This window comes from Burkholderia sp. Ac-20384 (assembly GCF_017104605.1).
GTDB lineage: Bacteria > Pseudomonadota > Gammaproteobacteria > Burkholderiales > Burkholderiaceae > Burkholderia > Burkholderia lata.
In genome coordinates this window covers 1-26506 of record NZ_JAAGPE010000125.1, presented here as the reverse complement: position 1 = coordinate 26506, position 26506 = coordinate 1, and the positions used below count along the sequence as shown (strand labels likewise).

24 protein-coding genes and 1 pseudogene are annotated in these 26506 nt (G+C 66.9%); 20 read left to right on the top strand and 5 right to left on the bottom strand.

What is annotated here, in order from left to right; translation table 11 throughout:
- The 5 genes and pseudogenes from G3O00_RS22410 to G3O00_RS22390 form a co-directional block, all read left to right on the top strand.
- The coding region (locus G3O00_RS22410; RefSeq protein ID WP_206144357.1) for a phospholipase D family protein at window positions 1-1372 on the top strand (1372 nt) is incomplete at its 5' end.
- A 149-nt stretch (window positions 1373-1521) separates the two neighbouring features.
- Window positions 1522-2295: a class II aldolase/adducin family protein gene (locus tag G3O00_RS22405; RefSeq protein ID WP_206144356.1), complete on the top strand. Its 774-nt coding sequence runs from the start codon at window positions 1522-1524 to the stop codon at window positions 2293-2295.
- Window positions 2296-2662: 367 nt separating this feature from the next.
- Window positions 2663-3097, top strand: coding sequence for a CHRD domain-containing protein (locus tag G3O00_RS22400; protein ID WP_206144355.1), 435 nt, complete (start codon window positions 2663-2665; stop codon window positions 3095-3097).
- Window positions 3098-3114: 17 nt separating this feature from the next.
- Window positions 3115-3294: pseudogene (locus G3O00_RS22395) on the top strand (zinc ribbon domain-containing protein); the annotation flags it as partial.
- Window positions 3295-3431: 137 nt separating this feature from the next.
- A complete protein-coding gene (locus G3O00_RS22390; RefSeq protein ID WP_206144354.1) occupies window positions 3432-4394 on the top strand; it encodes an alpha/beta hydrolase in 963 nt (320 codons plus the stop codon).
- Here G3O00_RS22390 and G3O00_RS22385 read toward each other — a convergent pair.
- Window positions 4364-5206: an EcsC family protein gene (locus G3O00_RS22385; RefSeq protein ID WP_011353178.1), complete on the bottom strand. Its 843-nt coding sequence runs from the start codon at window positions 5204-5206 to the stop codon at window positions 4364-4366. The genes G3O00_RS22390 and G3O00_RS22385 overlap by 31 nt on opposite strands.
- A gap of 107 nt (window positions 5207-5313) precedes the next feature.
- Between G3O00_RS22385 and G3O00_RS22380 the strand changes: the two genes are divergently transcribed.
- Window positions 5314-6909: an MDR family MFS transporter gene (locus G3O00_RS22380; protein WP_206144353.1), complete on the top strand. Its 1596-nt coding sequence runs from the start codon at window positions 5314-5316 to the stop codon at window positions 6907-6909.
- 26 nt (window positions 6910-6935) lie between these two features.
- The gene (locus G3O00_RS22375) at window positions 6936-7382 is read left to right on the top strand and encodes a MarR family transcriptional regulator (protein WP_174930717.1); all 447 of its coding nucleotides are present in this window, start codon (window positions 6936-6938) and stop codon (window positions 7380-7382) included.
- 80 nt (window positions 7383-7462) lie between these two features.
- Here the strand turns inward: G3O00_RS22375 and G3O00_RS22370 are convergent, their stop codons facing one another.
- Both G3O00_RS22370 and G3O00_RS22365 read right to left on the bottom strand, forming a co-directional pair.
- Window positions 7463-8044: a DJ-1/PfpI family protein gene (locus G3O00_RS22370; RefSeq protein ID WP_021161332.1), complete on the bottom strand. Its 582-nt coding sequence runs from the start codon at window positions 8042-8044 to the stop codon at window positions 7463-7465.
- A gap of 156 nt (window positions 8045-8200) precedes the next feature.
- Window positions 8201-9481: an amino acid deaminase gene (locus tag G3O00_RS22365; protein ID WP_011353174.1), complete on the bottom strand. Its 1281-nt coding sequence runs from the start codon at window positions 9479-9481 to the stop codon at window positions 8201-8203.
- Between the two features lie 119 nt (window positions 9482-9600).
- Here G3O00_RS22365 and G3O00_RS22360 point away from each other — a divergent pair, with 119 nt between their 5' ends.
- From G3O00_RS22360 to G3O00_RS22345, 4 genes are all read left to right on the top strand, one after another.
- Complete coding sequence (locus G3O00_RS22360) at window positions 9601-10539, top strand: MurR/RpiR family transcriptional regulator (protein ID WP_174930716.1); 939 nt, start codon at window positions 9601-9603, stop codon at window positions 10537-10539.
- Between the two features lie 2 nt (window positions 10540-10541).
- Window positions 10542-12023, top strand: a complete 1482-nt coding sequence (locus tag G3O00_RS22355) for a D-aminoacylase (protein ID WP_206144352.1) — start codon at window positions 10542-10544, stop codon at window positions 12021-12023.
- A 125-nt stretch (window positions 12024-12148) separates the two neighbouring features.
- The gene (locus tag G3O00_RS22350; RefSeq protein ID WP_011353171.1) at window positions 12149-12535 is read left to right on the top strand and encodes a RidA family protein; all 387 of its coding nucleotides are present in this window, start codon (window positions 12149-12151) and stop codon (window positions 12533-12535) included.
- Window positions 12536-12710: 175 nt separating this feature from the next.
- Window positions 12711-13130 carry a VOC family protein gene (locus G3O00_RS22345; protein WP_206144351.1) on the top strand — a complete coding sequence of 140 codons (420 nt, stop codon included), beginning with the start codon at window positions 12711-12713 and terminating at the stop codon, window positions 13128-13130.
- Window positions 13131-13257: 127 nt separating this feature from the next.
- Here the strand turns inward: G3O00_RS22345 and queF are convergent, their stop codons facing one another.
- Window positions 13258-14082 (bottom strand): NADPH-dependent 7-cyano-7-deazaguanine reductase QueF, encoded by an 825-nt coding sequence (gene queF / locus G3O00_RS22340; RefSeq protein WP_206144350.1) that lies wholly within the window; start codon window positions 14080-14082, stop codon window positions 13258-13260.
- A gap of 11 nt (window positions 14083-14093) precedes the next feature.
- Window positions 14094-15617 carry a threonine ammonia-lyase, biosynthetic gene (gene ilvA, locus G3O00_RS22335; RefSeq protein WP_174930712.1) on the bottom strand — a complete coding sequence of 508 codons (1524 nt, stop codon included), beginning with the start codon at window positions 15615-15617 and terminating at the stop codon, window positions 14094-14096.
- A gap of 575 nt (window positions 15618-16192) precedes the next feature.
- On the opposite strand from ilvA, the gene G3O00_RS22330 reads away from it, so the two are divergent.
- The 9 genes from G3O00_RS22330 to G3O00_RS22290 all read left to right on the top strand — a co-directional run bounded on the left by G3O00_RS22330 (window position 16193) and on the right by G3O00_RS22290 (window position 26492).
- Window positions 16193-20218, top strand: coding sequence for a DUF3683 domain-containing protein (locus G3O00_RS22330; RefSeq protein ID WP_174930711.1), 4026 nt, complete (start codon window positions 16193-16195; stop codon window positions 20216-20218).
- 85 nt (window positions 20219-20303) lie between these two features.
- Window positions 20304-20747, top strand: coding sequence for an HIT family protein (locus G3O00_RS22325; protein ID WP_206144349.1), 444 nt, complete (start codon window positions 20304-20306; stop codon window positions 20745-20747).
- Window positions 20744-21157 (top strand): DUF971 domain-containing protein, encoded by a 414-nt coding sequence (locus G3O00_RS22320; RefSeq protein WP_174930709.1) that lies wholly within the window; start codon window positions 20744-20746, stop codon window positions 21155-21157. Before G3O00_RS22325 ends, G3O00_RS22320 begins: the two co-directional genes overlap by 4 nt.
- A 53-nt stretch (window positions 21158-21210) precedes the next feature.
- Window positions 21211-21942, top strand: a complete 732-nt coding sequence (gene ubiE, locus G3O00_RS22315) for a bifunctional demethylmenaquinone methyltransferase/2-methoxy-6-polyprenyl-1,4-benzoquinol methylase UbiE (RefSeq protein WP_011353163.1) — start codon at window positions 21211-21213, stop codon at window positions 21940-21942.
- Between the two features lie 41 nt (window positions 21943-21983).
- The gene (locus G3O00_RS22310) at window positions 21984-23018 is read left to right on the top strand and encodes a TIM44-like domain-containing protein (RefSeq protein WP_089431677.1); all 1035 of its coding nucleotides are present in this window, start codon (window positions 21984-21986) and stop codon (window positions 23016-23018) included.
- Window positions 23019-23181: 163 nt separating this feature from the next.
- Window positions 23182-23808, top strand: a complete 627-nt coding sequence (locus G3O00_RS22305; protein ID WP_027806086.1) for an SCP2 sterol-binding domain-containing protein — start codon at window positions 23182-23184, stop codon at window positions 23806-23808.
- A 13-nt stretch (window positions 23809-23821) separates the two neighbouring features.
- Window positions 23822-25399 carry a ubiquinone biosynthesis regulatory protein kinase UbiB gene (gene ubiB / locus G3O00_RS22300; protein WP_011353160.1) on the top strand — a complete coding sequence of 526 codons (1578 nt, stop codon included), beginning with the start codon at window positions 23822-23824 and terminating at the stop codon, window positions 25397-25399.
- A 17-nt stretch (window positions 25400-25416) separates the two neighbouring features.
- Window positions 25417-26049 (top strand): SAM-dependent methyltransferase, encoded by a 633-nt coding sequence (locus G3O00_RS22295; protein ID WP_206144348.1) that lies wholly within the window; start codon window positions 25417-25419, stop codon window positions 26047-26049.
- Between the two features lie 95 nt (window positions 26050-26144).
- Window positions 26145-26492 (top strand): FmdB family zinc ribbon protein, encoded by a 348-nt coding sequence (locus tag G3O00_RS22290; RefSeq protein ID WP_206144347.1) that lies wholly within the window; start codon window positions 26145-26147, stop codon window positions 26490-26492.
- Window positions 26493-26506: the final 14 nt, after the last annotated feature.

The window sequence follows — 26506 nt, the reverse complement described above, 5'->3', positions numbered from 1 at the left end:
TATCGAACGCCCACGAGCCCGGCACGCGCTCGCACGGGCCGCGACGAAGACGCTCGACATGCAGTACTACATCGCGACCGAGGACACCACCGGCAAGCTGCTGCTCGCCGCTGCGCTGTACGCGGCCGATCGCGGCGTGCGCGTGCGGATGCTGGTCGACGACCTGAATTTCCGCGACATCGATCGCATCATGGCCGCGCTGAACACGCACCCGAACATCGAGATCCGCGTGTTCAACCCGTTCGGCGCGGCGCAGCACGGCATGGTCGAGCGCACGGCCAACTTCTTCACGCGCATCGACAGCTTCACGCGCCGGATGCACAACAAGGCGATGATCGCGGACAACCAGATCGCGATCGTCGGCGGCCGCAATCTCGGTGACGAATACTTCAACGCGAGCCCGACGCTGCAGTTCCGCGATCTCGACGTGCTGGCCGCGGGCCCGGTGACGAACGACGTCTCGGCGAGCTTCGACACGTACTGGTCGAGTGCGAGCAGCTACCCGCTGAGTGTGCTGAATCACCAGTCGTTCGATCCGAAGGACCTCGATGCGACGCGCGACGAGCTGCGCAGCCATTGGCGCCAGAACGCCGAACCGTACAACGCGAAGCCGCTGAACGCGACGCCGCTCGCGCAGCAGATCGCGCGCGACGAGCTCGCACTGGTGTGGGCGCCGGCCGAGTTCAAGGTCGACGCGCCCGACAAGGTCGCGCGGCCGACCGACGCATACGTGAGCCCGCCGATGCAGCGCCTGGTCGAGCTCACGCGCGGCGCGCAGCAGGAATTCCTCGCGTTCTCGCCGTATTTCGTGCCGCACGACGCGGGCGTGAAGATTCTCGGCGAGACGACCGCGCGCGGCGTGCGGGTCGCGATCCTCACCAATTCGCTGGCCGCGACCGATGCGGTCGCCGTGCAGGCCGGCTACGGGCCGTATCGCGTGCCGCTGCTGCAGCACGGCGTCGAGCTGTACGAGTTCAAGGCCCAGCCGGGCCGGCAGCGCGCGCGCCTGTTCGGGTCGCGCTCGCGGGCGAGCCTGCATGCGAAGGCGTACGTGATCGACCGGAAGATCCTCGTGATCGGCTCGATGAACCTCGATCCGCGTTCCGCGCACCTGAATACCGAACTGGCGCTCGTGATCCACAGCCCGGCGCTCGCGCAGCAGGTCGCGACGATCTTCGCGCGCGTGACGCAGCCGGACGACAGCTACCGCGTGAGTCTCGTGACGCCGGCGAACGGCGGGTCGCCCGAACTCGAATGGACGGGCATCGACGACGGCCGGCCGACCACCTATCACGTCGATCCGCACGCGGGGCTGCTGCGCAACCTGATGACCGGCATGTTCATGCTGCTGCCGGTCGACGACCAGCTTTAAGGGGACGGAAGCGCTCCGGCTAAACCCGCGTTTCCGGTGCGCGGGGATTGATGATATGGTTGTGCGCGCAACTAATGTGGCGCGCAGGACGGTGCCGCCAGGCGGCCCGTACCACGCGGGCCGCGCACACCCGCAACCGGAGTTCCCCCATGCAACGTGTTCCGAACCAGCCGTTCACGCGTCCCGCCCGTTTCTCCGAAGCCGAATGGCAGGCGCGCGTGCAGCTCGCGGCGGCTTACCGCATCTTCGATCATCTCGGCTGGACCGAGCTGATCTACAACCATATCTCGCTGCGCGTGCCGGGCGAGGACGGGCATTTCCTGATCAATCCGTTCGGGCTCCATTACCGCGAGGTGTGCGCGTCGAACCTTGTGAAGATCGACATCGACGGCAACGTGATCGGTCATTCCGACTGGCCGATCAACCCGGCCGGTTTCACGTTCCACAGCGCGATCCATGCGGCGCTGCCCGATGCGCACTGCGTGATGCACGTGCACACGACGCCGACGATGGCCGTGTGCTGTTCGCGCGACGGGCTGTCGTTCTCGAATTTCTATTCGGCGCAGCTGTACGGGAAGATCGCGTATCACGACTTCGAGGGCATCACCGTGCATCTCGAAGAGGGCCGGCGCATCGTCGAGAGCGCCGGCGGGCGTCCCGTGCTGCTGTTGCGCAACCATGGGCCCGTGACGATCGGCGCAACACTTGCGCAGACGTTCTCGCTGATGTGGCTGCTCAATCGCGCGTGCGAGGTGCAGATCGCCACGCATGCGATCGGCGATGCGCTGCCGATCGCGACGCCCGTGCTCGAAGGGTGCGTGCGCGATTCGCTGAATTTCGATCCGAAGCATGGTGCAGGGCAGGATGCGTTCGACGCGCTGCAGCGTATCGTCGACTGCATCGATCCCGGCTATCGCGCGTGACGTGAAACGGCGCGATCGCTTCGTCATGCTTGATACGGTGTGAACCGGACCCGACGGCGGCGTGCGCAAAAAAAAACGCGGCCGGGCGGCCGCGTGAATACTCGCAGACTCCTTCGGACGAAGGAAACAAGCAACTGTGAGACGAAGTGTAGCGAAAGGCCGCGCGCGGATTCAGTCACCGGGTTGCAAAGGTCCATTCCAGGTTGACGCAGACTGCGCGTCGCACGCCGCGCGAACGGGCCGGCCGGGCGCGATGCGGCGATTCGCTGCATGGCCGTTCGGTGGGCTCCCGGCGCGGCGGCGATCGACTACCATCATGTCTGGCGCCCCCGCTCGGGCGGCGTACAACGTCGTACAAGGAGAGTCCATGCTCAAGCTGCGTTTGCTCCAGGTCGCGTTACTCGCGGGCGTGCTGGCCGCCGGCAGCGCCGCTGCCGAAACGGTGCACCTGTCCGCCAATCTCCAGCCGTCGAGCGAAGTGCCGCCGACGGCGACCAAGGGCTCGGGCGACGTCGAGGCGACCTACGACACGGCCACCCACATGCTGCAGTGGAAGGTCACGTACGAACACCTCACGGGGCCGGCCACCGCCGCGCACTTCCACGGGCCCGCACCGGTCGGCCAGAACGCCGGCGTGCAGGTGCCGATTCCGAAGGACGAACTGGCGAGCCCGATCAACGGTTCGAAGGAACTCACCGACGCGCAGGTCACCGACCTGATGGGCGGCAAGTGGTATTTCAACGTCCATACGAAGGATCACCCGTCCGGCGAGATCCGCGGCCAGGTGATGCCGGCGAATTGAGTGCCGGCGTTTGATCCGTGAGCGCCGGAAACCGGCAGTCGCAGGCGGCATTCCGCTGTGTCGGGTGCGGGCATGAGGGCCATGCCGATGTGGTCGGTGCGATCAACATACTGGCGCGGGGGCACCGCGTTGCAGCCTGTGGAGAGCCGGTGCAGTCGGGCCGCTCCGTGAAGCAGGAACCCGCCGAGGCGATCTGAGACAAGCATCATCGTTTCAAACGCGGTAGGAATCCCGAGCCTTCAGGCGCGGGAGGATGTCAAGTAGAGGCACTTGTCGAGCGGTGCGGGAACGTTCGCACGTACCATCGTCACACTGTGATTACGGAGTGCGTCCGATGAGTTGGCAAAGCAAGTTCGCCTGCTGGCTGCTGCGCTGGCAGTTCCGGCCCGAGACCACGCGCGAGGTGCTCGATCCTGCCCGCGCACGGCGCTTTACCGACCTGCGAATGGTCGTGCCGCGCCGTGCGCCGTCGGGCTACCGGCTGCGCCAGTGCTATGGCCCGGGCGACGCGCCGCTGCGCGGCGAATGGCTCGAACGCACCGACACGGGCGCGGGTCGCGGCCCCGGCCGCACGCTGCTGTACTTCCACGGCGGCGGCTATTACTTCTGTTCGACGAAGACCCACCGTCCGCTCGTGTTCGGCCTGACGAAGCGCGCGGGCGTGCGCTCGTTCTCGCTCGACTATCGGCTGGCGCCCGAAAACCGCTTCCCGGCCGCACTCGACGATGCGCTGGCCGCGTACCGGCAACTGCTGGCGCTCGGCACGCCGCCCGAATCGATCGTGCTCGGCGGCGATTCGGCGGGCGGCGGCCTCGCGCTTGCGACGCTCGTTGCGCTGCGCGACCGCGGCGAGCCGCTGCCGGCCGGCGCGATCCTGTTCTCGCCGTGGACCGACCTGGCCGCCACCGGCGCCACGCTGCGCACGAACGACGGCGCCGATCCGATGTTCGCGGGCGCGGCGCTGCCGAAGGCCGCGAAGCTGTACCTGGGCGACGAGCCGGGCACGAATCCATACGCATCGCCGCTCTATGCGGATTTCGCGGGCCTGCCGCCGCTGTATATCCAGGTCGGCAGCACCGAGGTGCTGCTCGACGATTCGCGCCGCGTCGCCGACAAGGCAAAGGCGGCCGGGGTAGCGGTGGAGATCGAGGTGTGGCCGGACATGCCGCACGTGTGGCAGCTGTACGCGCCGATGGTGCCGGAATCGCGCGACGCGCTCGACCGCGCGGCCGCGTTCCTGCGCCGCGTCGCGGTCGAACGTGCGGTTCAGCGGGCCGGCGAGGCGTCGATTGCCTGATAGGCGGCCTTGACGGCCACCGAGCCGTACTTGCGCTCGAGCCGGCGCACGGTGAAGTGGCCGTGCGCCATCTGCTGGAAGTGGTCGATGAACAGCGTATTGACGGTCGCGCCGAGCACGGCGCCGATCGCCGGAATCGACTTCGCGGCCATCTGCTCGGTCACCTGCACCGAGAAGCGCGAGGCCACCGTCTGCACGAGCTTGAACACGGCCGCCGAGCTGTGCGCGGCGATGCCCTTCGTCGTGATGTCGGACGATGCCTTCGAGATCGCCTGCGCGAGCGCGCCGCGCAGCACGAAATAGCCGAGATCGGCGTCCTCTTCCTGCTTGTCCGGATTGCCGCCCATGCCGAGCACGGCCAGGCATTGCAGTTGCGTATCGACCGAGCTCAGGTCTTCGCCCTCGCTGCGTGCGATGTCGCACACCGAGCGGAAGATCAGCGTCGTCGTCACCGGCAGTTCGACCGGCAGCGCGAGAAAGCCGAATGCACCGCCCGCGGCGCCGGTCGTCGCGACCGCGAGCTTGTGCAGCAGGTTGCTCGGCTTGTCGGGCTCGGCGTCGGGCGCGGGTGGCTTGCCGAGCGTGCGCAGCGCAATGTTCAGGCACTTGCGCAGCGCGAGCTGGGTCGCATCGTTGATCTTGCCGGTCGCGAAATCCGGCAGCCGGGCGATCATCTTTTCGACCGGCGCGCCGAGCATGCCCGTCAGCTTCATCGTCAGCGACGGGCTTTCCAGCACCTGCTTCGCGCGCCACAGCGCGTCCCGATCCTCCGGCGACAACGTGGTCGCGGGGGTAATTGAAATCGGTTCCATCTTTCTCCTTGGCGGTCTGGTTCGATTTGACCGTCGCCAGCCTAGATTACTCCGGCGTGCTAGAATTTTGAGATTGTTTGACACGTCAAAAGTTGCGCCAACAAAAAATGGCCGTCCATACTGCCGCCCACCATTCAAGCGGGCAAGTCCTGCCATTCCGCGAATCGCTGCTGGCGATGATCGGGATCTCATTTGTCACCATGCTGGTCGCGCTCGACCAGACCGTCGTCGGCACCGCGCTGCCGACCATCGTCGCCGAGCTCCGCGGATTCGACCTGTACGCATGGGTCGCGACCTCGTACCTGCTCAGTTCCGTGATCACGGTGCCGATCTTCGGCCGGCTCGGCGACTATTACGGCCGCAAGCCGTTCGTCATTGCGTCGATCGTCGTGTTCACCGCCGCGTCCGTGCTGTGCGGGATGGCGAACGACATGCTGATGCTCGTGCTCGCGCGCGGGCTGCAGGGGATCGGCGGCGGGATGCTGGTCGGCACCGCGTTCGCATGCATTCCCGACCTGTTCCCCGATTCCGTCGTGCGGCTGCGCTGGCAGGTGCTGATGAGCTCCGCGTTCGGCATCGCGAACGCGGTCGGGCCGTCGCTCGGCGGCGTGCTGACCCAGTCGTTCGGCTGGCGCTCGGTGTTCTACGTGAACCTGCCGGTGGGCCTGCTGTCGCTGCTGTTCGTGTGGCGCTACCTGCCGCACCTGCGCCACGTCGAGCACGATCGCAAGATGCGGCTCGACTGGCCGGGCGCGCTGCTGATCGCGCTGTCGCTCGGCGCGCTGCAGCTGTTCGTCGAATGGCTGCCGAAGTACGGCGTCGCGAGCTGGGCGTCGCTGCTGCTCGTCGTCGCGGTCGCGGCCGGTTTCGGCCTGTGGCGCTGGGAGAAGCGTTGCGCGCAGCCGATTTTGCCGTTCGACATGTTCGGCAACCGCGCGCTGTCGGCGCTCTTCGTGCTGGCGATCCTCGCCGGCTTCTCGATGTTCTCGCTGTTGTTCTACGCGCCGCTGCTGTTCCAGGGCGGGTTCGGGATGTCGCCGAAGGAAGCGGGGCTCGTGATCACGCCGCTCGTCGTGTTCATCACGATCGGCAGCATCATGAACGGCCGGGTCGTCACGCGCATCCGCAATCCGAACGCGATGCTGCACGTCGGCTTCGTGCTGTTCGCGATCACCTGCGCGGGCATCGTTGTGTCGACCCACACGACGCCGAAGTGGGTGCTGATGGCGCTGATGGTCGCGGGCGGCATCGGGCTCGGCTTCGTGCTGCCGAACCTCACCGTTTTCGCGCAGCAGACGGCCGGCCGCGAGCATCTCGGCATCGCGACCGCGCTGCTGCAGTCGCTACGGATGGTCGGCGGGATGGTCGGCACCGCGCTGACCGGCACCCTCGTCAACCAGATGTATTCGAGCGGCGTGCGCAGCGCGCTGTCGGCCGATCATGCGATGCAGTGGCATGCGCAGCTCGCCGATCCGCAGATCCTGATCGATCGCGCCGCGCAGGGCGGTCTCGTCGCGGAGCTGACGCGTGCCGGGCATAATGGCGCGCTGCTGCTGGAAGCGGCCCGCGAATCGCTCGTTGGCGCGATTCACCTGGGCGTCGCGATGGCGGCTGTGGTCGCCGTGGTGTCGGTGTGGCAGTGCCGCCGCGTGCCGCCGATCGCGCTGCGGCACAAGATCGAACCGCATGTCGCGGCCGACTGAACGATTGAACGAGTAGAACTGAGCGCATGGAAGAACAGGACCGCGTCGCGATCTTGCAGCAATTCGGACGCACGTATCGCGCGTTCATGACCGCGTTCGAGGCGCACGTCGGGCAACCGATGCCGCGCTGGCGCATCATGGTCGCATTGCACACGATGGGCGGGCATTCGTCGCAGAAGAAGCTCGTCGAAGTGCTGCGCGTCGATCCGGGCGCGCTCACGCGCCAGCTGAAGTCGCTCGACGCGCTCGGCTGGATCCAGCGTGAATCCGACGCTCGCGACAATCGCGTGACCAACGTGACGCTGACGGACGACGGCCGCGCCGCGTTCGACGCGTGCCTGCCGCGCCGCAAGGCGTTCCTCGAGCAGACGATGGCGCAATTGCCGGACGACGTGCTGAATTCACTGTCGGGCGCGCTGGCGATGCTGGAGTCGCGAATCGCGGACGTCGGCTCGACGCCGGTCGCGCGCTGAAGCACGGGGCAGGGCGGCGCGCATCCGCCGCCGGCCCGGCCCTTCATCTCATCTCAATTCACTTGCGGTTCAAAGCGGGTTCAAAGCTCAATGCGCGTGCCCAGCAGCGCGAGGAACTGCGCGAGCCAGGCCGGATGCGCGGGCCACGCGGGCGCGGTGACGAACGGCGCGTCGGTCACGGCCGCGTCGACCGGGATGTCCGCGTATTCGCCGCCCGCGAGCTTCACCTCGGGCGCGCAGGCCGGGTAGGCCGAGATGCGCTTGCCGCGGATCACGTCGGCGGCCGCGAGCAGTTGCGCTGCGTGGCAGATCGCGGCGATCGGCTTGCCGGCTTCGGCGAACTCGCGCACGAGCGAGATCACCTTCGGGTCGAGTCGCAGGTATTCGGGGGCACGGCCGCCCGCGATCGCGAGCGCGTCGTAGCGCGATGCGTCGACGTCGTCGAACGCCGCGTTCAGCGTGAACTGGTGGCCGGGCTTCTCGGTGTAGGTCTGGTCGCCTTCGAAATCATGGATCGCGGTCTTGATCTTGTCGCCCGCGCGCTTGCCCGGGCAGACTGCATCGACGTGGTGGCCGACGGCCTGCAGCGCCTGGAACGGCACCATCGTTTCGTAGTCTTCGGCGAAATCGCCGGTCAGGAACAGGATCTTCTTCGCGGCCATGGCTTTCTCCAGTGGAGCTGCGTTGAGGGCCCGCGCGACAGGCGTGTGCAACGCCCGCCTGGGGCCCCGAGGACGAAAGCGCAGTGTACTCCGGCCGCTTGAAGCGCGCGTGACGGCCGCCCCGCACGAGCGGCGGGGCGCGGCGCGCGATGGATATCAGAAGAAGGTTTCGACGACTTCCGTCACGCTGAACTTCGGATCGAGCACGAGCACCTGGCGCCACTTGTCGAACGTCAGGCACGGGTGCGAGATGTCGAACGCGACCATGTCGCCGACCTTCACGTCCGCGCCCGGCGGAATCTGCAGGTACGCGTGCTGGTCCATCATCCCGGTGACGGCCCAGCCTTCGGCGGCGGCGACGTCGCGCGGCGCGGTATCGCGGCCCGGGCGGAAGTGGCGCGCCGGCTCCGGCAGCCCCGCGTCGAACGCCGCGTCGCGCTTGCCGAGTGCGACGATCGCGCGATCCGCCTCCGGCACCGACTGCACGTAGGCCCACAGCTGCAGCGCGGGCAGCAGCCCTTCGCCCATCGTGCGTGCGATCGGGTTGCGCGCGAACACGTCGGTCTGCGCCTTCTTGTAGATGCCGACGTCGTGCGTCAGGTAGCAACCCGGACGCAGCACGACTTCCGCGAAGCCGGCGTTGGACGCCTTCGCGAATTCTTCCGCGACCACGTCGTACCACGCCGACCCGGCGCCGGACAGGATCGCCGGCGTACGCGCGAAGCGGCCTGCTTCGGCCAGCTCGCGCGTGAGCGCGACCGCTTCCTGCAGGAACGTGCGGATCTCGCCTTCCTCCTTCAGCACGCCTTCGTACAGTTCGATACCGGCCAGCTTCAGCGTGTCCGGATAGCGCGCGATCGCGGCCAGCACGGCCTCGCGCTGCGCGGCATCGCGCACGCCCGCGCGGCCGCCCGGCACGCCGAGCTCGAGCAGCACGTTCAGCGGCTTCTTCAGTGCGCCGAAGAAGCTGCCGAGCTGGTCGACGCTCTCCGCCGAATCGACGAGGCAGAAGAATTCGAAGTCGGGATCGGACAGCAGCCCGGCGATGATCGTCATGTTCTGGCGGCCGACCAGCTGGTTCGCGAGCAGCACGCGCCGCACGCCGCCGTGATACGCGGCCTGCGTCTGGTGCGCGGTCGCGAGCGTGATGCCCCAGGCACCGGCGTCGAGCTGGCGGCGGAACAGTTGCGGCGCCATCGTCGTCTTGCCGTGCGGCGCAAACTTGACACCGTACTTCTGGACGAACGCCTGCATCCAGTTCAGGTTGTGTTCGATGCGATCTTCGTAGAGCACGGCGGCCGGCAGGCTGACGTCTTCCGCAAGCAGGTTCCACTCGAGGCGGCCGGCGTCGCCGAGCGGCACGCTCGCGCTCGGCAGATTGCCGAGACCCTTGCCGAACGGATCGATCGTTGCTTCCTGATAGTTTGTAACTTTCATGTCATCCCGCTCCATCATCACTATGCATTGCACTGAAGTTGACACGCCGATGGTACAGAAAGTAGCATCGGCGCGGTGATGTTATTTAGTAACATCGAGCTTCACACCTTTTTCCGCAGATGAATACGCCCGCCACTCCGTCCGTCCCGCTCGCGGCCGAGCTTCATCCGGCTCCGGCCGCACCGCCGGTCCTCGACATCGTCGCGCGGATCGCCGAATGCGCGCCCGAACTGCGCGAAGCCGAGCGCAAGGTCGCCGCGTTCATCCTCGCCGACCTGGCGCGCGCCGCGCATGCCAGCATCGGTGCGCTGGCACGCGACGCGGAGGTCAGCGTCGCGACGGTCACGCGTTTCGCGAAAGCGGTCGGCTGCCGCGACGTGCGCGAACTGAAGGTGCTGGTCGCGCAGGCGGCGGCCGTCGGCCAGCGCTTCCTGGTGCCGTCCGACGACGCGCCGGCCGACGACCCGAGCCCCGCGTCGATGGTCTATGACGAGATCCGCGTCGCGCTCGCGCACAACCATCAGTTGCTGCGCAATACGTCGTTCGAGGCGGCGGCCGACCTGCTCGCCGCCGCGAAGATGACCTATGTGTACGGGCAGGGCGGCGGCTCGACCGCGCTTGCCGACGAGCTGCGCTTCCGGCTCGTGCGCTTCGGCCGGCCCGTCGCGAGCTACCAGGACAGCGTGTTGCAGCGGATGGTGGCCGCGACGCTGTCGCGCGACACCGTCGTCGTCGCGCTGTCGGTGAGCGGCCGCGTGCCCGAGCTGCTCGAGAGCTGCCGGCTCGCGAAGCGCTACGGCGCGAAGCTGATCGCGATCACCGCGCCGGCGTCGCCGCTCGCGAAGCTGGCCGACCACCTGATCCCGGTCGTCGCGTTCGAAACCGATTTCATTTACAAGCCGTCGACATCGCGTTACGCGATGATGATGGCGATCGACGTGCTCGTCACCGGAGTCGCATTGCGGCTCGGCGATGCGGGCCGAGAATCGCTGCGTCGCATCAAGCACGCGCTCGATGCGCATCGCGGCGGCGGAGACCGTCAACCGGTAGGAGACTGACCATGCATTCGCATCCCGAAGCCGCCGATACGCTGATCGTCGGCGCGCAGCTTTACGACGGTACCGGCGCGCCGCCCGTCACGCGCGACGTCGCGATCCGCAACGGCGTGATCGCGGCGATCGGCAACCTGTCGAACTGGCTTGCCGAAAATGTCGTCGATGCGAACGGCCGCGCGCTCGCGCCGGGCTTCGTCGACGTGCACACGCACGACGACACGCACGTGATCCGCGCACCGGAGATGATCCCGAAGATCTCGCAGGGCGTGACAACCGTGATCGTCGGCAACTGCGGGATCAGCGCGTCGCCGGTGACGCTCGCGGGCGATCCGCCCGACCCGATGAACCTGCTCGGCGAGCGCGGTGCGTTCCAGTACCCGACCTTCGCCGACTACGTCGCGGCCGTGAACGATGCGCGTCCGGCCGTAAACGTCGCGGCGCTCGTCGGCCATACGGCGCTGCGCAACAACCAGATGGACCGCCTCGACCGCGCGGCGACCGACGGCGAGATTGCCGGCATGCGCGCGCAGCTCGAGGAGGCGCTCGCGAACGGCGCGCTCGGCCTGTCGTCGGGCCTCGCGTACGGCTCCGCGTTCGCGGCGCCCGCCGAAGAGGTGGTGGCGCTCGCCGAGCCGCTCGCGAACGCGGGCGCGCTGTACACCACGCACATGCGCACCGAGTTCGACGCGATCCTCGATGCGATGGAAGAGGCGTACCAGGTCGGCCGTCATGCGCGCGTGCCGGTCGTGATCTCGCACCTGAAGTGCGCGGGCCCGTCGAACTGGGGGCGCAGCACCGAGGTGCTTGCATCGCTCGAAGGTGCGCGTCGCTACCAGCCGGTCGGCTGCGACTGCTATCCGTACAGCCGCAGCTCGTCGACGCTCGACCTGAAGCAGGTGACGGGCGACATCGACATCACGATCACGTGGTCCGAGCCGCACCCGGAAGTGGCGGGCAAGCTGCTGAAGGCGATCGCTGCCGACTGGGGCGTGACCGAGCAGGAAGCTGCGCAGCGCATCCGCCCGGCGGGCGCCGTGTACCACAACATGTCCGAGGACGACGTGCGCCGGATCCTGTCGCATCCCGCGACGATGGTCGGCTCCGACGGCCTGCCGAACGATCCGCTGCCGCACCCGCGGCTGTGGGGCGCGTTCCCGCGCGTGCTCGGCCACTACGTTCGCGACACGAACCTGCTGCCGCTCGAGGAGGCGATCCGCAAGATGACGTCGCTGTCCGCGCGCCGCTACGGGATCGCGAAGCGCGGCGAAGTGCATGTGGGCTACCACGCGGATCTCGTGCTGTTCGACCCGACGAGCGTGATCGACGCCGCGACGTTCGAGAAGCCGCAGCAGCCCGCGCACGGGATCGATGCCGTGTGGGTGAACGGCGTGCTCACGTATGAAAACGGCCAGCCGACCGGCGAGCGCGCCGGTGGCTTCGTCGCGCGCGGCGAGCGCGTGCCGGCGAGTGCCGACGCCGCGTTCTGAACGCGGTGGTTGTTCCGATCTGCCGCGCGTGCCGCTGTCGGTGCGCGCATCCGTAACCGTGCGTTGCATGGGGCCGGAGCAGGCGCTGAAGCGCCGGCTCCGGCCGACAAACAAGGAGTGAAACGATGAAGCGATATGGCGTAGGCGAAGCGAAGGGGACGGGCGGCCAGGTGATGCCGTTCGCACGCGCGGTCGAGGCCGACGGCTGGCTGTACGTGTCGGGCCAGACGCCGATGGTGAACGGCGAGGTCGTCGAAGGCGGCATCGTCACGCAGTCGAAGCAGACGATCGAGAACGTGATCGCGATCCTGAAGGAAGCCGGCTACGGCCTCGAGCACGTCGTGCGCTGCGGCGTGTGGCTCGACGACGCACGCGATTTCGCGTCGTTCAACAAGGTGTTCATTTCGTACTTCGGCGAGCATCCGCCGGCACGCGCGTGCGTGCAGTCGAGCATGGTCATCGACTGCAAGGTCGAAGTCGACTGCATCGCGTACAAGGCGCCGGCGAAGTAACACCGCAACGGCGAACCGCTACGCAACGGGCCCGGCGCATTCACGTGCGCCGGGCCCGTTTTGTCATGTGCGGGACGCCGGTCGAGCGGCGGGTAGTGTGCCCGAGGCTGCAACCGCCGCAACGCATCCCGCTCGTTCGTGTAAGGTGCCGCATGACCATACGGGGAGGACATGCATGGAATGGGCTGCGCTGGTGCCGGAGCTGATTTGCTCGGACCTTGCCGGAAGCATTCGCTTCTATCGCGACGTGCTCGGATTCCGGATTCGCTTCGAGCGTCCGGAAGACGGGTTCGCCTATCTCGAGATCGGGGGCGCTCAACTGATGCTCGAACAGCACAGCCCGGAGAGCTGGGTGACCGGCCCGCTGGAGCCGCCGTTCGGGCGCGGGATCAATTTTCAGATCGAGGTCGATGCGCTCGATCCCATCGTCGACAGGATTCGCGCCGCGGGCGTGACGCTGTTCGTCGAGCCGCGCACGTCCTGGTATCGGGAAGACGAGATCGAGCATGGCCAGGTCGAGATGCTGGTGCAGGATCCCGACGGCTACCTGTTGCGCCTGGTGGAGATCCTGCCGGAGCGGCCGCTGAGCGGGTGAGTGCAGGCCGTCCGCGCTGCTCCGCGTAATGAAAAACAGCCCGGCCGGTTGAACCCGGCCGGGCTGTTTTGTCTGGGGTCGTTGCCGCGCGTTGCCGACTGCACGACGCGGCGGCTACCCGCCGCCGTCACTGCCGCGCGTTGCGCGCGTTGTCCGGCATCGGCTGGTTGTAGTTGGTGCGGAACGGATTGATGTCGAGGCCGCCGCGGCGCGTATAGCGCGCATACACCGCGAGCTTCACCGGTTTGCACGCGTGCAGGATGTCGAGGAAGATCCGCTCGACGCACTGCTCGTGAAAGCCCGTGTGGTTGCGGAACGAGATGATGTAGCGCAGCAGGCCCGCGTGATCGATCTGCGGCCCGACGTAGTGGATCTGCACGCTGCCCCAGTCGGGCTGGCCGGTGACCGGGCAGTTCGAGCGCAGCAGGTCGGATACGAGCGTCTCCTCGACCGGCGCTTCGTCCTCGGCGGCCTTCAGCAGCGACGGATCGGGTTCGTACACGTCGGTGTCGAGGTCGAGCCGGTCGAGCGACAGCCCGTCGAGCTCTTCCATTTCGAGCTTGCCGAAATCGTGCGGCGACACGAGCTGCACGGAGACGGTCGCGCCGCATGCGGCCGACACGTCGCGCTTCAGCGTATCGCGCACCGCGTCGATCGAGTCGAACGTCGTCTGCGCGAACGAGCCGAGATACAGCTTGAACGACTTCGATTCGACGATGTTCGGCGATTCGGCCGGCACGTAGAACGTCGCAACCGCGATCTGCGGCTTGCCGCGCGCGTTGAGCCACGACAGCTCGTAGGCGTTCCAGATGTCGGTGCCAAAGAACGGCAGCGCCGACGTGATGCCGAGCTGCTCGCGTGCACTGGCGCGCGGGATCGGGAACAGCAGCGACGCGTCGTACTGGGCGGCGTAGACGGTGGCCTTGCCGAGCGGGGAATGTTCGGGATTCATGCGTGACGCCTTTACGACAGGAAGAGGCGGTAAGCCGGGTTGGCGCTCTCCTCGACATACGGATAGCCGAGTGCCGCGAGGAAGCGTTCGAATTCGGCGCGATCGGCCTGCGGCACCTGCAGCCCGACGAGGATCGAGCTGTAGTCCGCGCCCTGGTTACGGTAGTGGAACAGGCTGATGTTCCAGTCCGGCGCCATCGACGACAGGAACTTCATCAGCGCGCCCGGCCGTTCCGGGAATTCGAAGCGGAACAGGCGCTCGTCGAGCGCGAGCGGCGAACGGCCGCCCACCATGTAGCGGATGTGTTCCTTCGACAGTTCGTCGTGCGTCAGGTCGACGCTCTTGAAGCCGTGCGATTCGAAGTTCGCGGCGATCTCGGCCGATTCGCCACGGCGCTTGATCTGCACGCCGACGAAGATGTGCGCGGCCTGCGCATCGGCGATCCGGTAGTTGAACTCGGTGACGTTGCGGTCGCCGACGAGCGAGCAGAAGCGCTTGAAGCTGCCGCGCTCCTCGGGGATCGTGACCGCGAACACGGCTTCGCGCGCTTCACCCACTTCCGCGCGCTCGGCGACGAAGCGCATCCGGTCGAAGTTCATGTTCGCGCCGGACGTGACCGCGACGAGCGTCTGGTTCTCGATGCCTTCGCGTTCCGCGTAGAGCTTCGCGCCCGCGACCGCGAGCGCGCCGGACGGCTCGAGCACGCTGCGCGTGTCCTGGAACACGTCCTTGATCGCCGCGCACAGCGCGTCGGTGTTCACCGTCACGACGCCGTCGAGGTATTCGCTGCAGAGGCGGAAGGTTTCTTCGCCGACCAGCTTCACGGCGGTGCCGTCCGCGAACAGGCCGACCTCGCTCAGCTCGACACGCTTGCCGGCTTCCAGCGACTGCGCCATCGCGCACGAATCTTCGGCTTGCACGCCGATCACCTTGATCTCCGGGCGCACCGCCTTCACGTAGGCCGCGACGCCGGACGCGAGCCCGCCGCCGCCGATCGGCACGAAGATCGCATGGATCGGGCCCTGGTGCTGGCGCAGGATTTCCATCGCGATCGTGCCCTGGCCGGCGATCACGTACGGATCGTCGAACGGGTGGACGAACGTGAGGCCGCGCTCTTCCTGCACCTTGACCGCGTGTGCATACGCATCGCTGTACGACTCGCCGGCCTGGATCACCTCGACGCTCGGGCCGCCGTGCGCACGCACCGCATCGACCTTCACCTGCGGCGTCGTGACGGGCACGACGATCACGGCCTTCACGCCCATCCGGGCCGCCGAGAACGCGACACCCTGCGCGTGGTTGCCGGCCGATGCCGTAATCACGCCGCGCGCGAGCGCGTCCGCCGGAATGTGCGCCATCTTGTTGTATGCGCCGCGCAGCTTGAACGAGAACACCGGCTGGTTGTCCTCGCGCTTCAGGTAGACCGCATTGCGCAGCCGGGCCGACAGGATGCGGGCGGATTCGAGTTCCGTCTCGATCGCGACGTCGTAGACGCGCGCGGTGAGGATTTTCTTCAGGTAATCGTGGGATGCCATGGGCGTTCGCGTGCAGTGCGGAAAGCAGACGGTAAAAGATCAATGATAGCGCCAAGGGTCCGCCCGCATGCAAGCGGCATGCCGAGCGCGTGCTCGCCGGGCCGCGCGGGCGGGGCGCCGGCGCGCTCGCACGGCCCTTTTTACCGGTTTAACCGCATGGTTACCGACCGGACGGACGGCGAATGGTCGCATGAAATCGCGCCGAGCCAGTCCTGGCGCGGCTCGCGGCGATAGCCCCACGACCTGTCCGACGTGTCACGCATGGCCCGATCATGGGTTAGAATTCCGTTTTGAATCAAGGATCGGAAGATGCAGAGGCACCCTCGGATCGCACCGTTGAAGCCGACGCCGCGCGCAGCCAGCCCCGCGGCCGAACGGCATGCGCGCCGCGCGCGATCGTGCTGATCGTTCCGAGTGCCGCCAGGCCCTGTCGCCGGCCAGGAGGGGCGAGTCGCCCGCTCCGGCCCCAAGAAGGACAGCCGCGCGCCTGGTAACAGAACAGATTTCCCCAAGATTGCGCCCACGCGCTTGCCGACGCCCGTGCACGGTGTATCGGCCCTCCGAGTCGTCCGAACATGAACGCACCACAAGTTTTCGATCCGCATGGCGCGGCCGCCGCCGTCGCCTCTGACCCCGCGCCCCGCTTGCGCGAGATTCCCTACAACTACACGTCCTTCTCGGATCGCGAGATCGTGATCCGCCTGCTCGGCGAAGAGGCGTGGTCGGTGCTCGACGAATTGCGTGCCGAGCGCCGCACGGGCCGCTCGGCGCGGATGCTGTATGAAGTGCTCGGCGACATCTGGGTCGTGCGCCGCAATCCGTACCTGCAGGACGACCTGCTCGACAACCCGAAGCGCCGCGCGCTGCTGATCGAGGCGCTGAACCACCGCCTGACCGAAATCGGCAAGCGCCGCAGCGCGGATCTCACCGAGCACCGCGACGACGCGGGCCGCGAACGCGCGTCGCGTGTCGAGATGCTCGAGACCGCCGCGCAGCGCGCGGTCAACGAGTTCGCCGACGAATTCGAGAAAATGGCCGACCTGCGCCGCCGCGCGACCAAGGCGCTCGGCCGCTGCACGCAGAAGGACAACATCCGCTTCGACGGGCTGTCGCGCGTGTCGCACGTGACCGACGCCACCGATTGGCGCGTCGAATACCCGTTCGTCGTGCTGACCCCCGATAGCGAAGCCGAAATCGCCGGCCTCATCAAGGCCTGCTTCGAGCTCGGCCTGACCGTGATCCCGCGCGGCGGTGGCACCGGCTACACGGGCGGTGCGGTGCCGCTCACGCCGTTCTCCGCCGTGATCAACACCGAGAAGCTCGAACAGCTCGGCGCGGTCGAGCTGACCGAGCTGCCGGGCGTCGCGCACAAGGTGCCGACGATCTTCTCCGGCGCGGGCGTCGTCACGCGCCGCGTGACCGAGGCGGCGGAAGCGGCCGGCTACGTGTTCGCGGTCGATCCGACCTCGCTCGACGCATCGTGCATCGGCGGCAACGTCGCGATGAACGCGGGCGGCAAGAAGGCCGTGCTGTGGGGCACCGCGCTCGACAACCTGGCCTGGTGGCGGATGGTCGACCCGGACGGCAACTGGCTCGAAGTCACGCGCCACGAGCACAACCAGGGCAAGATCCACGACATCGCGGTCGCGCGTTTCGAGCTGAAGTGGTTCGACGGCGCGTACGCGCCGGGCGAGAAGCTGCTGAAGAGCGAGATGCTCGACATCGAAGGCCGTCGGTTCCGCAAGGAAGGGCTCGGCAAGGACGTGACCGACAAGTTCCTCGCCGGCCTGCCGGGCGTGCAGAAGGAAGGCTGCGACGGGCTCATCACGTCCGCGCGCTGGGTGCTGCACAAGATGCCCGCACATACGCGCACCGTCTGCCTCGAATTCTTCGGCCAGGCGCGCGAAGCGATCCCGAGCATCGTCGAGATCAAGGATTACCTGTTCGAAACGTCGAAGCAGGGCGGCGCGATCCTCGCGGGCCTCGAGCACCTCGACGAGCGCTACCTGCGCGCGGTCGGCTACGCGACCAAGAGCAAGCGCAATTCATTCCCCAAGATGGTGCTGATCGGCGACATCGTCGGTGACGATGCCGATGCGGTCGCGCACGCCACGTCCGAAGTGATCCGGATGGCGAACGGCAAGAGCGGCGAAGGCTTCGTCGCGGTCAGCGCGGAGGCGCGCAAGCGCTTCTGGCTCGACCGCAGCCGTACGGCCGCGATCGCGAAGCATACGAACGCGTTCAAGATCAACGAAGACGTCGTGATCCCGCTGAACCGGATGGGCGAGTACACCGACGGCATCGAGCGAATCAACATCGAGCTGTCGCTGAAGAACAAGCTGCAGCTCGTCGACGCGCTGGAAGCCTTCTTCCGCGCCGGCAACCTGCCGCTCGGCAAGACCGACGACGCGAACGAGATCCCGAGCGCCGAACTGCTCGAAGACCGGGTCCAGCAGGCGCTGGAGCTGCTCAAGCGCGTGCGGGCACGCTGGGAATTCGTGCGCGACCGGCTCGACCAGCCGCTGCGCGAGGCGCAGCACTACCTGGTGCAGCTCGGCTACGAGGCGCTTGCCGAGAAGTTCGCCGATCGCGCGGACGAGCAGCCGGGCGCGACCGTGTTCCACATCACGCAAGACCGCACGGTCCGCATCTCGTGGAAGCAGGAGATCCGCGCCGAGCTGCGCGCGATCTTCAACGGCGGCGCGTTCAAGCAGATCCTCGACGAGGCGCAGGCGATCCACAAGCAGGTGCTGCGCGGCCGCGTGTTCGTCGCGCTGCACATGCACGCGGGTGACGGCAACGTCCACACCAACCTGCCGGTCAACTCCGACAACTACGAGATGCTGCAGGACGCCCACGCGGCGGTCGCTCGCATCATGACGCTTGCGCGTTCGCTCGACGGCGTGATTTCCGGCGAGCACGGCATCGGCATCACGAAGCTCGAGTTCCTGACCGACGACGAGATCGCCGAATTCCGCGCGTACAAGCAGCGCGTCGACCCGAACGGCCGCTTCAACAAGGGCAAGCTGCTCGAAGGCGCCGATCTGCGCAACGCCTATACGCCGAGCTTCGGGCTGATGGGGTACGAGTCGCTGATCATGAAGCAGTCCGACATCGGCGCGATCGCCGATTCGGTGAAGGACTGCCTGCGCTGCGGCAAGTGCAAGCCGGTGTGCGCGACGCACGTGCCGCGCGCGAACCTGCTGTACAGCCCGCGCAACAAGATCCTTGCAACCTCGCTGCTGGTCGAGGCGTTCCTGTACGAAGAGCAGACGCGCCGCGGCGTGTCGATCAAGCACTGGGACGAGTTCAACGACGTGGCCGACCACTGCACGGTGTGCCACAAGTGCGCGACGCCGTGCCCGGTGAAGATCGACTTCGGCGACGTCACGATGAACATGCGCAACCTGTTGCGCAAGATGGGCAAGAAGAAGTTCAACGCCGGCAATGCGGCGGGCATGTTCTTCCTGAACGCGACCAACCCGCAGACGATCAACGTCGCGCGCAGCGTGATGATGGGCGCCGGCTACAAGGTGCAGCGCTTCGCGAACGACATGCTGAAGAAGGTCGTGACGAAGCAGACGCAGCACCCGCCGGCGACGGTCGGCAAGCCGCCCGTGGTCGAGCAGGTGATCCACTTCGTCAACAAGAAGATGCCGGGCAACCTGCCGAAGAAGACGGCGCGCGCGCTGCTCGACATCGAGGACAACAAGATCGTGCCGATCATCCGCAACCCGAAGTCGACCACCGTCGATTCGGAAGCGGTGTTCTACTTCCCGGGCTGCGGCTCCGAGCGCCTGTTCTCGCAGGTCGGCCTCGCGACGCAGGCGATGCTGTGGGAAGCCGGCGTGCAGACCGTGCTGCCGCCGGGTTACCTGTGCTGCGGTTATCCGCAGCGCGGCTCGGGCCAGTACGACAAGGCCGAGAAGATCGTCACCGACAACCGCGTGCTGTTCCACCGGGTCGCGAACACGCTGAACTACCTCGACATCAAGACGGTGGTCGTGTCGTGCGGCACCTGCTACGACCAGCTCGCGGGTTACGAATTCGACAAGATCTTCCCGGGCTGCCGGATCATCGACATCCACGAGTTCCTGCTCGAGAAGGGGATGAAGCTCGATGGCGTGACGGGCACTCGCTACATGTATCACGACCCGTGCCACACGCCGATCAAGACGATGGACCCGGTGAAGCTCGTCAACGAGCTGATGGGCGCGGAGAAGGACGGCTACAAGATCGAGAAGAACGAGCGCTGCTGCGGTGAATCGGGCACGCTCGCGGTCACGCGCCCGGACATTTCGACGCAGGTCCGCTTCCGCAAGGAAGAGGAGATCCGCAAGGGTGCCGCGAAGCTGCGCAGCATCCCGGTCGTGGCCGGCAACGCGCCGGCGCCGGCCGCCGCGGCCGCGAACGGCCCGGACGTGAAGATCCTGACGAGCTGCCCGTCGTGCCTGCAGGGCCTGTCGCGCTACGGCGAGGACGCGAACCTCGAAGCCGACTACATCGTGGTCGAAATCGCGCGCCAGGTGCTCGGCGAGAACTGGATGGCCGATTATGTCGCACGTGCGAACAATGGCGGGATCGAGCGCGTGCTGGTCTAATGCGGGCATGACGACCGCCCGACCGGGCCAGGAATGAGCGGGCGCCGGCGCAGCAATGCCGGCGCCCGTCCACATGGGAGCGACGATGGAATGCGTGTTTTGCCGTGAAGACGGCGGCGAGGTGCTGTGGCAGGACGAAGCGGTGCGTGTCGTCCTCGCGACGGGCGAGCACGAGTATCCGGGGTTCTGCCGGGTGATCTGGAGCGCGCATGTGGCCGAATTCTCCGATCTCGGCGAGCCCGACCGGGCCCATCTGATGCGCGTGGTCTACGCGGTCGAGCGGGCCGTGCGCCGCGTGATGCAGCCGAACAAGGTGAATCTCGCGAGCCTCGGCAACATGGTGCCGCACGTGCACTGGCACGTGATCCCGCGCTTTTCCAACGACGCACACTTCCCGCAGCCCGTATGGGCGCCGCGCCAGCGCAGCGTGTCCGAGGCGCTGCTGCGCTCGCGCGCAGCGCAGGCCTCGCTGCTGCACAATGCGGTTCGCGAGGAAATTCAACGCATGACCGATTCGAGGCAGCCATGAGCGGTTTGACTTCCACGACGCCGATTCCGTCCGGCGTCGTCGTGCACGCGGTGTCGCGCGTGCTCGAATTGCAGTACCCGAACGGCGACAGTTTCCGGATTCCGTTCGAGCTGATGCGCGTGTATTCGCCGTCGGCCGAGGTGCGCGGCCACGGGCCCGGCCAGGAGACGCTGCAGACGGGCAAGCGCGAAGTGTCGATCACCGCGCTCGAGGGTGTCGGCAACTACGCGCTGCAGCCGACGTTTTCCGACGGCCATTCGACCGGCATCTACTCGTGGGACCTGCTGTACGAGCTGGCCACGCAGCAGGACGCGCTATGGCGCGACTATTTCGACAAATTGAAGGCGGCGGGCGTCGAGCGCGACGCCCCGATGCAGGCGGCGAGCGCGTCGCACGGCCACTGCCACTGAAATTCGACGGCGCCCGCTCGGCGCCGTCTTGCCATTTACTGAGGATCAACGCGATGAGCAAAACCCACTTCGGCTTCGAAAGCGTCGAGGAAAACGAAAAAGCGAAGAAAGTGGCGGGTGTGTTCCATTCGGTCGCGAGCAACTACGATCTGATGAACGACCTGATGTCGGCGGGCATGCACCGCGCGTGGAAGGCGTTCACGATCGCGCAGGCGAACGTGCGCCCCGGCTTCAAGGTACTCGACCTCGCGGCAGGCACCGGCGACCTGACCAAGGCGTTCGCGAAGGCGGCCGGGCCGACGGGCGAGGTCTGGCACACGGACATCAACGAATCGATGCTGCGCGTCGGCCGCGACCGGCTGCTCGACAAGGGTGTCGTGACGCCGTCGCTGCTGTGCGACGCGGAGAAAATTCCCTTTCCGGACAACTACTTCGATCTGGTCACGGTCGCGTTCGGGCTGCGCAACATGACGCACAAGGATGCCGCGCTGGCCGAGATGCGCCGCGTGACGAAGCCCGGCGGCCGCGTGATGGTGCTGGAATTCTCGAAAGTCTGGGATCCGCTGAAAAAGGCGTACGATCTGTATTCTTTCAAAGTATTACCGTGGCTTGGCGACAAGTTCGCGAAAGATGCTGAAAGTTATCGGTATCTTGCTGAATCTATCCGGATGCACCCCGATCAGGACACGCTGAAGACGATGATGGAACAAGCGGGCCTCGATGCCGTCAAATATTACAATTTGTCAGGTGGCGTGGTAGCTTTACACATGGGAGCCAAGTACTAAGGGGCTCTTTCCATACATTTATCTTACATCTGGAGAAACTGATGTTCGAATCGCGTTCGTTGTTCAACCGTAGCAAGCCGTCGAAGCCGTGGGCTCGACGGGTCGGCACGCTGCTGATGGTCGGCCTGCTCACGGCCGGCACGTTCGCATCGCTCGACGCCGAAGCCAAGCGCATGGGCGGCGGGCGCAGCATTGGCCGCCAGAACTCCACCGTCACGCAGCGCCAGGCCACGCCGCCCGCGCAGCAGCCGATGCAGCAGGCCGCGCCGTCGCAGGCGCAGCGTGCGAATCCGGCCGCACCCGCACCGGCCGCGCAGCCCAACCGCTCGCGCTGGCTCGGGCCGATCGCCGGCCTCGCGGCCGGTCTCGGTATCGCGGCGCTGCTGTCGCACTTCGGCCTGGGCGGCGCGTTTGCGAGCATGATGGCGAACGTCATCGTGATCGCGCTGCTCGCGGCGGTCGGCATCTGGCTGATCCGCAAGTTCATGAACCGCCGTCGTCCGCAGGAGCCGGCGTATTCGGTCGGCGGCTCGGCGTCGTCGTCGGGCGGCTACTCGCAAAGCCCGTCGTTCCAGCAGGGCAGCACCGGCAGCAACTATGCGGGTAGCGGCAGCAGCTACGCGAACGAAGCGCAGGGCGTGTTCGGCGGCGGTGCCGCGGCCACCGGCGCGGCAGCGGCTGCTGCGGCAGCACCGCTCCAGGTGCCGGCCGGCTTCGACACCGAAGCGTTCCTGCGCAGCTCGAAGGTCTATTTCGTGCGCCTGCAGGCCGCGTGGGACCAGGGCAACCTGGCCGACATCCGCGAGTTCACGACGCCCGAAATGTTCGCCGAGATCAAGATCGACCTCGATTCGCGCGGCAACGAGTCGAACCAGACCGACGTCGTGCAGCTCGACGCGGAACTGGTCGCGATCGAGGATCGCGGCATCGAGCAGTCGGCGAGCGTGCGCTTCCACGGCCTGATCCGCGAATCGGCGAATGCGTCGGCTGCGCCGTTCGACGAGGTGTGGAACCTGTCGAAGTCGGGCAGTCAGGGCTGGCTGCTCGCGGGCATCCAGCAGATCAACACGCACTGAGCGTGACCGGCGGCCCGCGCCGCCGGCACCCGGGCAACGGCCGCCGCACTGCGACCGCTTGCCGCCCGGGTGTACGGTCAGGCACGGTCTGCCGACGATCCGACGTTACAATAGAAACCCGCGTGGGCGCCCGGCCTGCGCGGGTTTTTTCTTTCCCAGCCCGATGACCTTTGCCGCCAAGCCTTTTGCTGCTGCTGTCAATCACCTGCTCGCCCGCGAATCGTGGGCGCGCGACCGCCTGATTCCGTATGCGGGCAAGACTGCCCGGATCGACGTGCCCCCGGTTACGCTCACGCTGCTGGTGCAGCCCGACGGCTATCTGTCGGCCGTCGACGCGCACGATGCGCAGCAGGTCGACGTGTCGATCGCGCTTGCCGGCGATACCGTCGCCGCGTTCCTGCAGGGCGGCCAGGCGGCCGTGATGAAGCACGTGAAGATCGAGGGCGACGCGGAGTTCGCGACTCAGATCGCGAAGCTGGCCGAGCACCTGCGCTGGGAACCTGAAGAAGATCTCGCGAAGCTGGTCGGCGACGCGGCGGCATACCGGATCGCGACGGTCGTGCGCGACGCCGGTGCGCGCGCGCGACGCACCGGCCGCAACGTGCTCGATTCCGTCGCCGAATACTGGCTCGACGAGAACCCGCAAGTCGTCCGGCGTGCGTCGCTCGGCGGCTTCGATGCCGAGCTGGCGCGCGCACGCGATGCGCTCGCACGGGTCGAAAAGCGGGTCGAGCGACTCGAACAAAAAATCGGCGCGCGCACGGGTTCCAGCCCGCGCGGCGCGCACTGAGGGGCCGCAGGGCATGCGCATTTTCCGTTTCATCAAGATTGTCTACACCGTCATCCGCTTTGGTCTCGACGAAGTGATGCTGTCCCGGATCGACGACCGGCGCGTGAAGCTGCTGCTGCGGATCACGACGATCGGCCGCCGTTATTCCGATCCACCTGCCGTGCGGCTGCGTCACGCGCTCGAAAGTCTCGGCCCGATCTTCGTGAAGTTCGGCCAGGTGCTGTCCACGCGCCGCGACCTGCTGTCGGTCGATTTCGCGAACGAACTCGCGAAGCTGCAGGACCAGGTGCCGCCGTTCGATTCGGCGGTCGCGATCGGGATCATCGAGAAGTCGCTCGGTGCGCCGGTCGACGAGCTGTTCGACGAATTCGAGCGTGAGCCGATCGCAAGCGCGTCGATCGCGCAGGTGCATTTCGCGAAGCTGAAGCAGGGCCAGCACGCGGGCAAGGCCGTCGCCGTCAAGGTGCTGCGCCCGAACATGCTGTCCGTGATCGATTCCGACCTCGCGCTGATGCGCGACATCGCGATCTGGACCGAGCGCATGTGGGCCGACGGTCGGCGCCTGAAGCCGCGCGAAGTTGTCGCCGAATTCGACAAGTACCTGCACGACGAGCTCGACCTGATGCGCGAGGCCGCCAACGGCAGCCAGCTGCGCCGCAACTTCGCGGGCCTCGACCTGCTGCTCGTGCCCGAGATGTTCTGGGATTTCTCGACGTCGCAGGTGCTCGTGATGGAGCGCATGACCGGCGTGCCGATCAGCCAGGTCGAGACGCTGCGTTCGGCCGGCGTCGACATCAAGAAGCTCGCGCGCGAAGGCGTCGAGATCTTCTTCACGCAGGTGTTCCGCGACGGCTTCTTCCACGCGGACATGCACCCGGGCAACATTCAGGTGAGCCTCGATCCGAACACGTTCGGCCGCTACGTCGCGCTCGATTTCGGGATCGTCGGCGCACTGTCCGATTTCGACAAGAACTACCTCGCGCAGAACTTCCTCGCGTTCTTCAAGCGCGACTATCACCGCGTCGCGACGCTTCACCTCGAATCGGGCTGGGTGCCGCCCGAAACGCGCGTCGAGGAGCTCGAAAGCGCGATCCGCGCAGTGTGCGAGCCGTATTTCGACCGCGCGCTGAAGGACATCTCGCTCGGCCAGGTGCTGATGCGCCTGTTCTCGACGTCGCGCCGCTTCAACGTCGAGATCCAGCCGCAGCTCGTGCTGCTGCAGAAGACGATGCTGAACGTCGAGGGCCTCGGCCGCTCGCTCGATCCCGAGCTCGACCTGTGGAAGACCGCGAAGCCGTACCTCGAGCGCTGGATGACCGAGCAGATCGGCCTGCGCGGCTGGTACGAGCGCTTCAAGGTCGAGGCGCCGCAGTGGAGCAAGACGCTGCCGCAATTGCCGCGCCTGATCCACCATGCGATGGCCGCGCGCCATGATGCGCCGCGCGCCGCGAGCGAAGACCTGATGCGCCAGATCCTCGTCGAGCAGAAGCGGACGAACCGGCTGCTGCAGGCGCTGCTGATCTTCGGTCTCGCCGTTGGCGTCGGGGCGCTCGTTGCGCGTGTGCTGATCCTGCTCGCGTACGGCGCCTGACCGAAAGGAGGACGGCGATGTCCGATCCGAAACAACCGAAGCCGAATGCGCCGACCGCCGCCGATTTCACGACGCGCGATCCCGGCAACGCATCGTTCTGGGACGAGCGTTTCGAGCGTGGCGTGACGCCGTGGGAGTTCGGTGGCGTGCCCGAGGGTTTCAGTGTGTTCGCGCATCGGCTCGAGCCGTGCGCGGTGCTGATTCCCGGCTGCGGCAGTGCGCAGGAAGCCGGGTGGCTGGCCGAAGCCGGCTGGCCCGTGCGTGCGATCGATTTCGCCGCGCAGGCGGTGGCTGTCGCGAAGGCGCAGCTCGGCGCGCATGCGGGCGTCGTCGAGCAGGCCGATTTCTTTGCGTACCGGCCGCCGTTCGACGTGCAGTGGGTGTACGAGCGCGCGTTCCTGTGCGCGCTGCCGCCGGCCATGCGAGCCGACTATGCGGCGCGCATGGCCGAGCTGCTGCCTGCTGACGGATTGCTGGCCGGCTACTTCTTCCTGATGGCGAAACCGAAGGGGCCGCCGTTCGGAATCGAGCGTGCCGAACTCGATGCGCTGCTCACGCCGCACTTCGAGCTGATCGAGGATTTGCCCGTGACCGATTCGCTCGCGGTGTTCGAAGGACACGAGCGCTGGCTCACCTGGCGTCGCCGCTGATGCGCGGTTGTCGCGGCCATTGCCGGAGCGCGGCAGGGTTTCGGCTATAATTCAAGGTTTTGCAAGCCGTTTCCAGTTTCCGCGGGAAAAATATCATGCCGATCTACGCCTATCGATGCGAAGCGTGTGGTTTCGCGAAGGACGTGCTCCAGAAGATGAGCGACGCGCCGCTGTCGCAGTGCCCGGAATGCGGGAAGGATGCCTTTCGCAAGCAGGTCACTGCTGCGGGCTTCCAGCTGAAGGGTTCGGGTTGGTATGTCACCGATTTCCGTGGCGGTTCGGGCGGCACCAGCGCGCCGGCGACGGCGTCGGGCGACGCCGCCCCGGCTGCAACGACGGAAGCCGCGCCTGCTTCGGCCGCGCCGGCTGCATCGAGCAGTTCCGAAAGCACGACGACGAGCGCCGCGCCCGCCCCGGCTGCAGCGCCCGCCGCCAGCAGTTGACCGTCGCGGCCCGA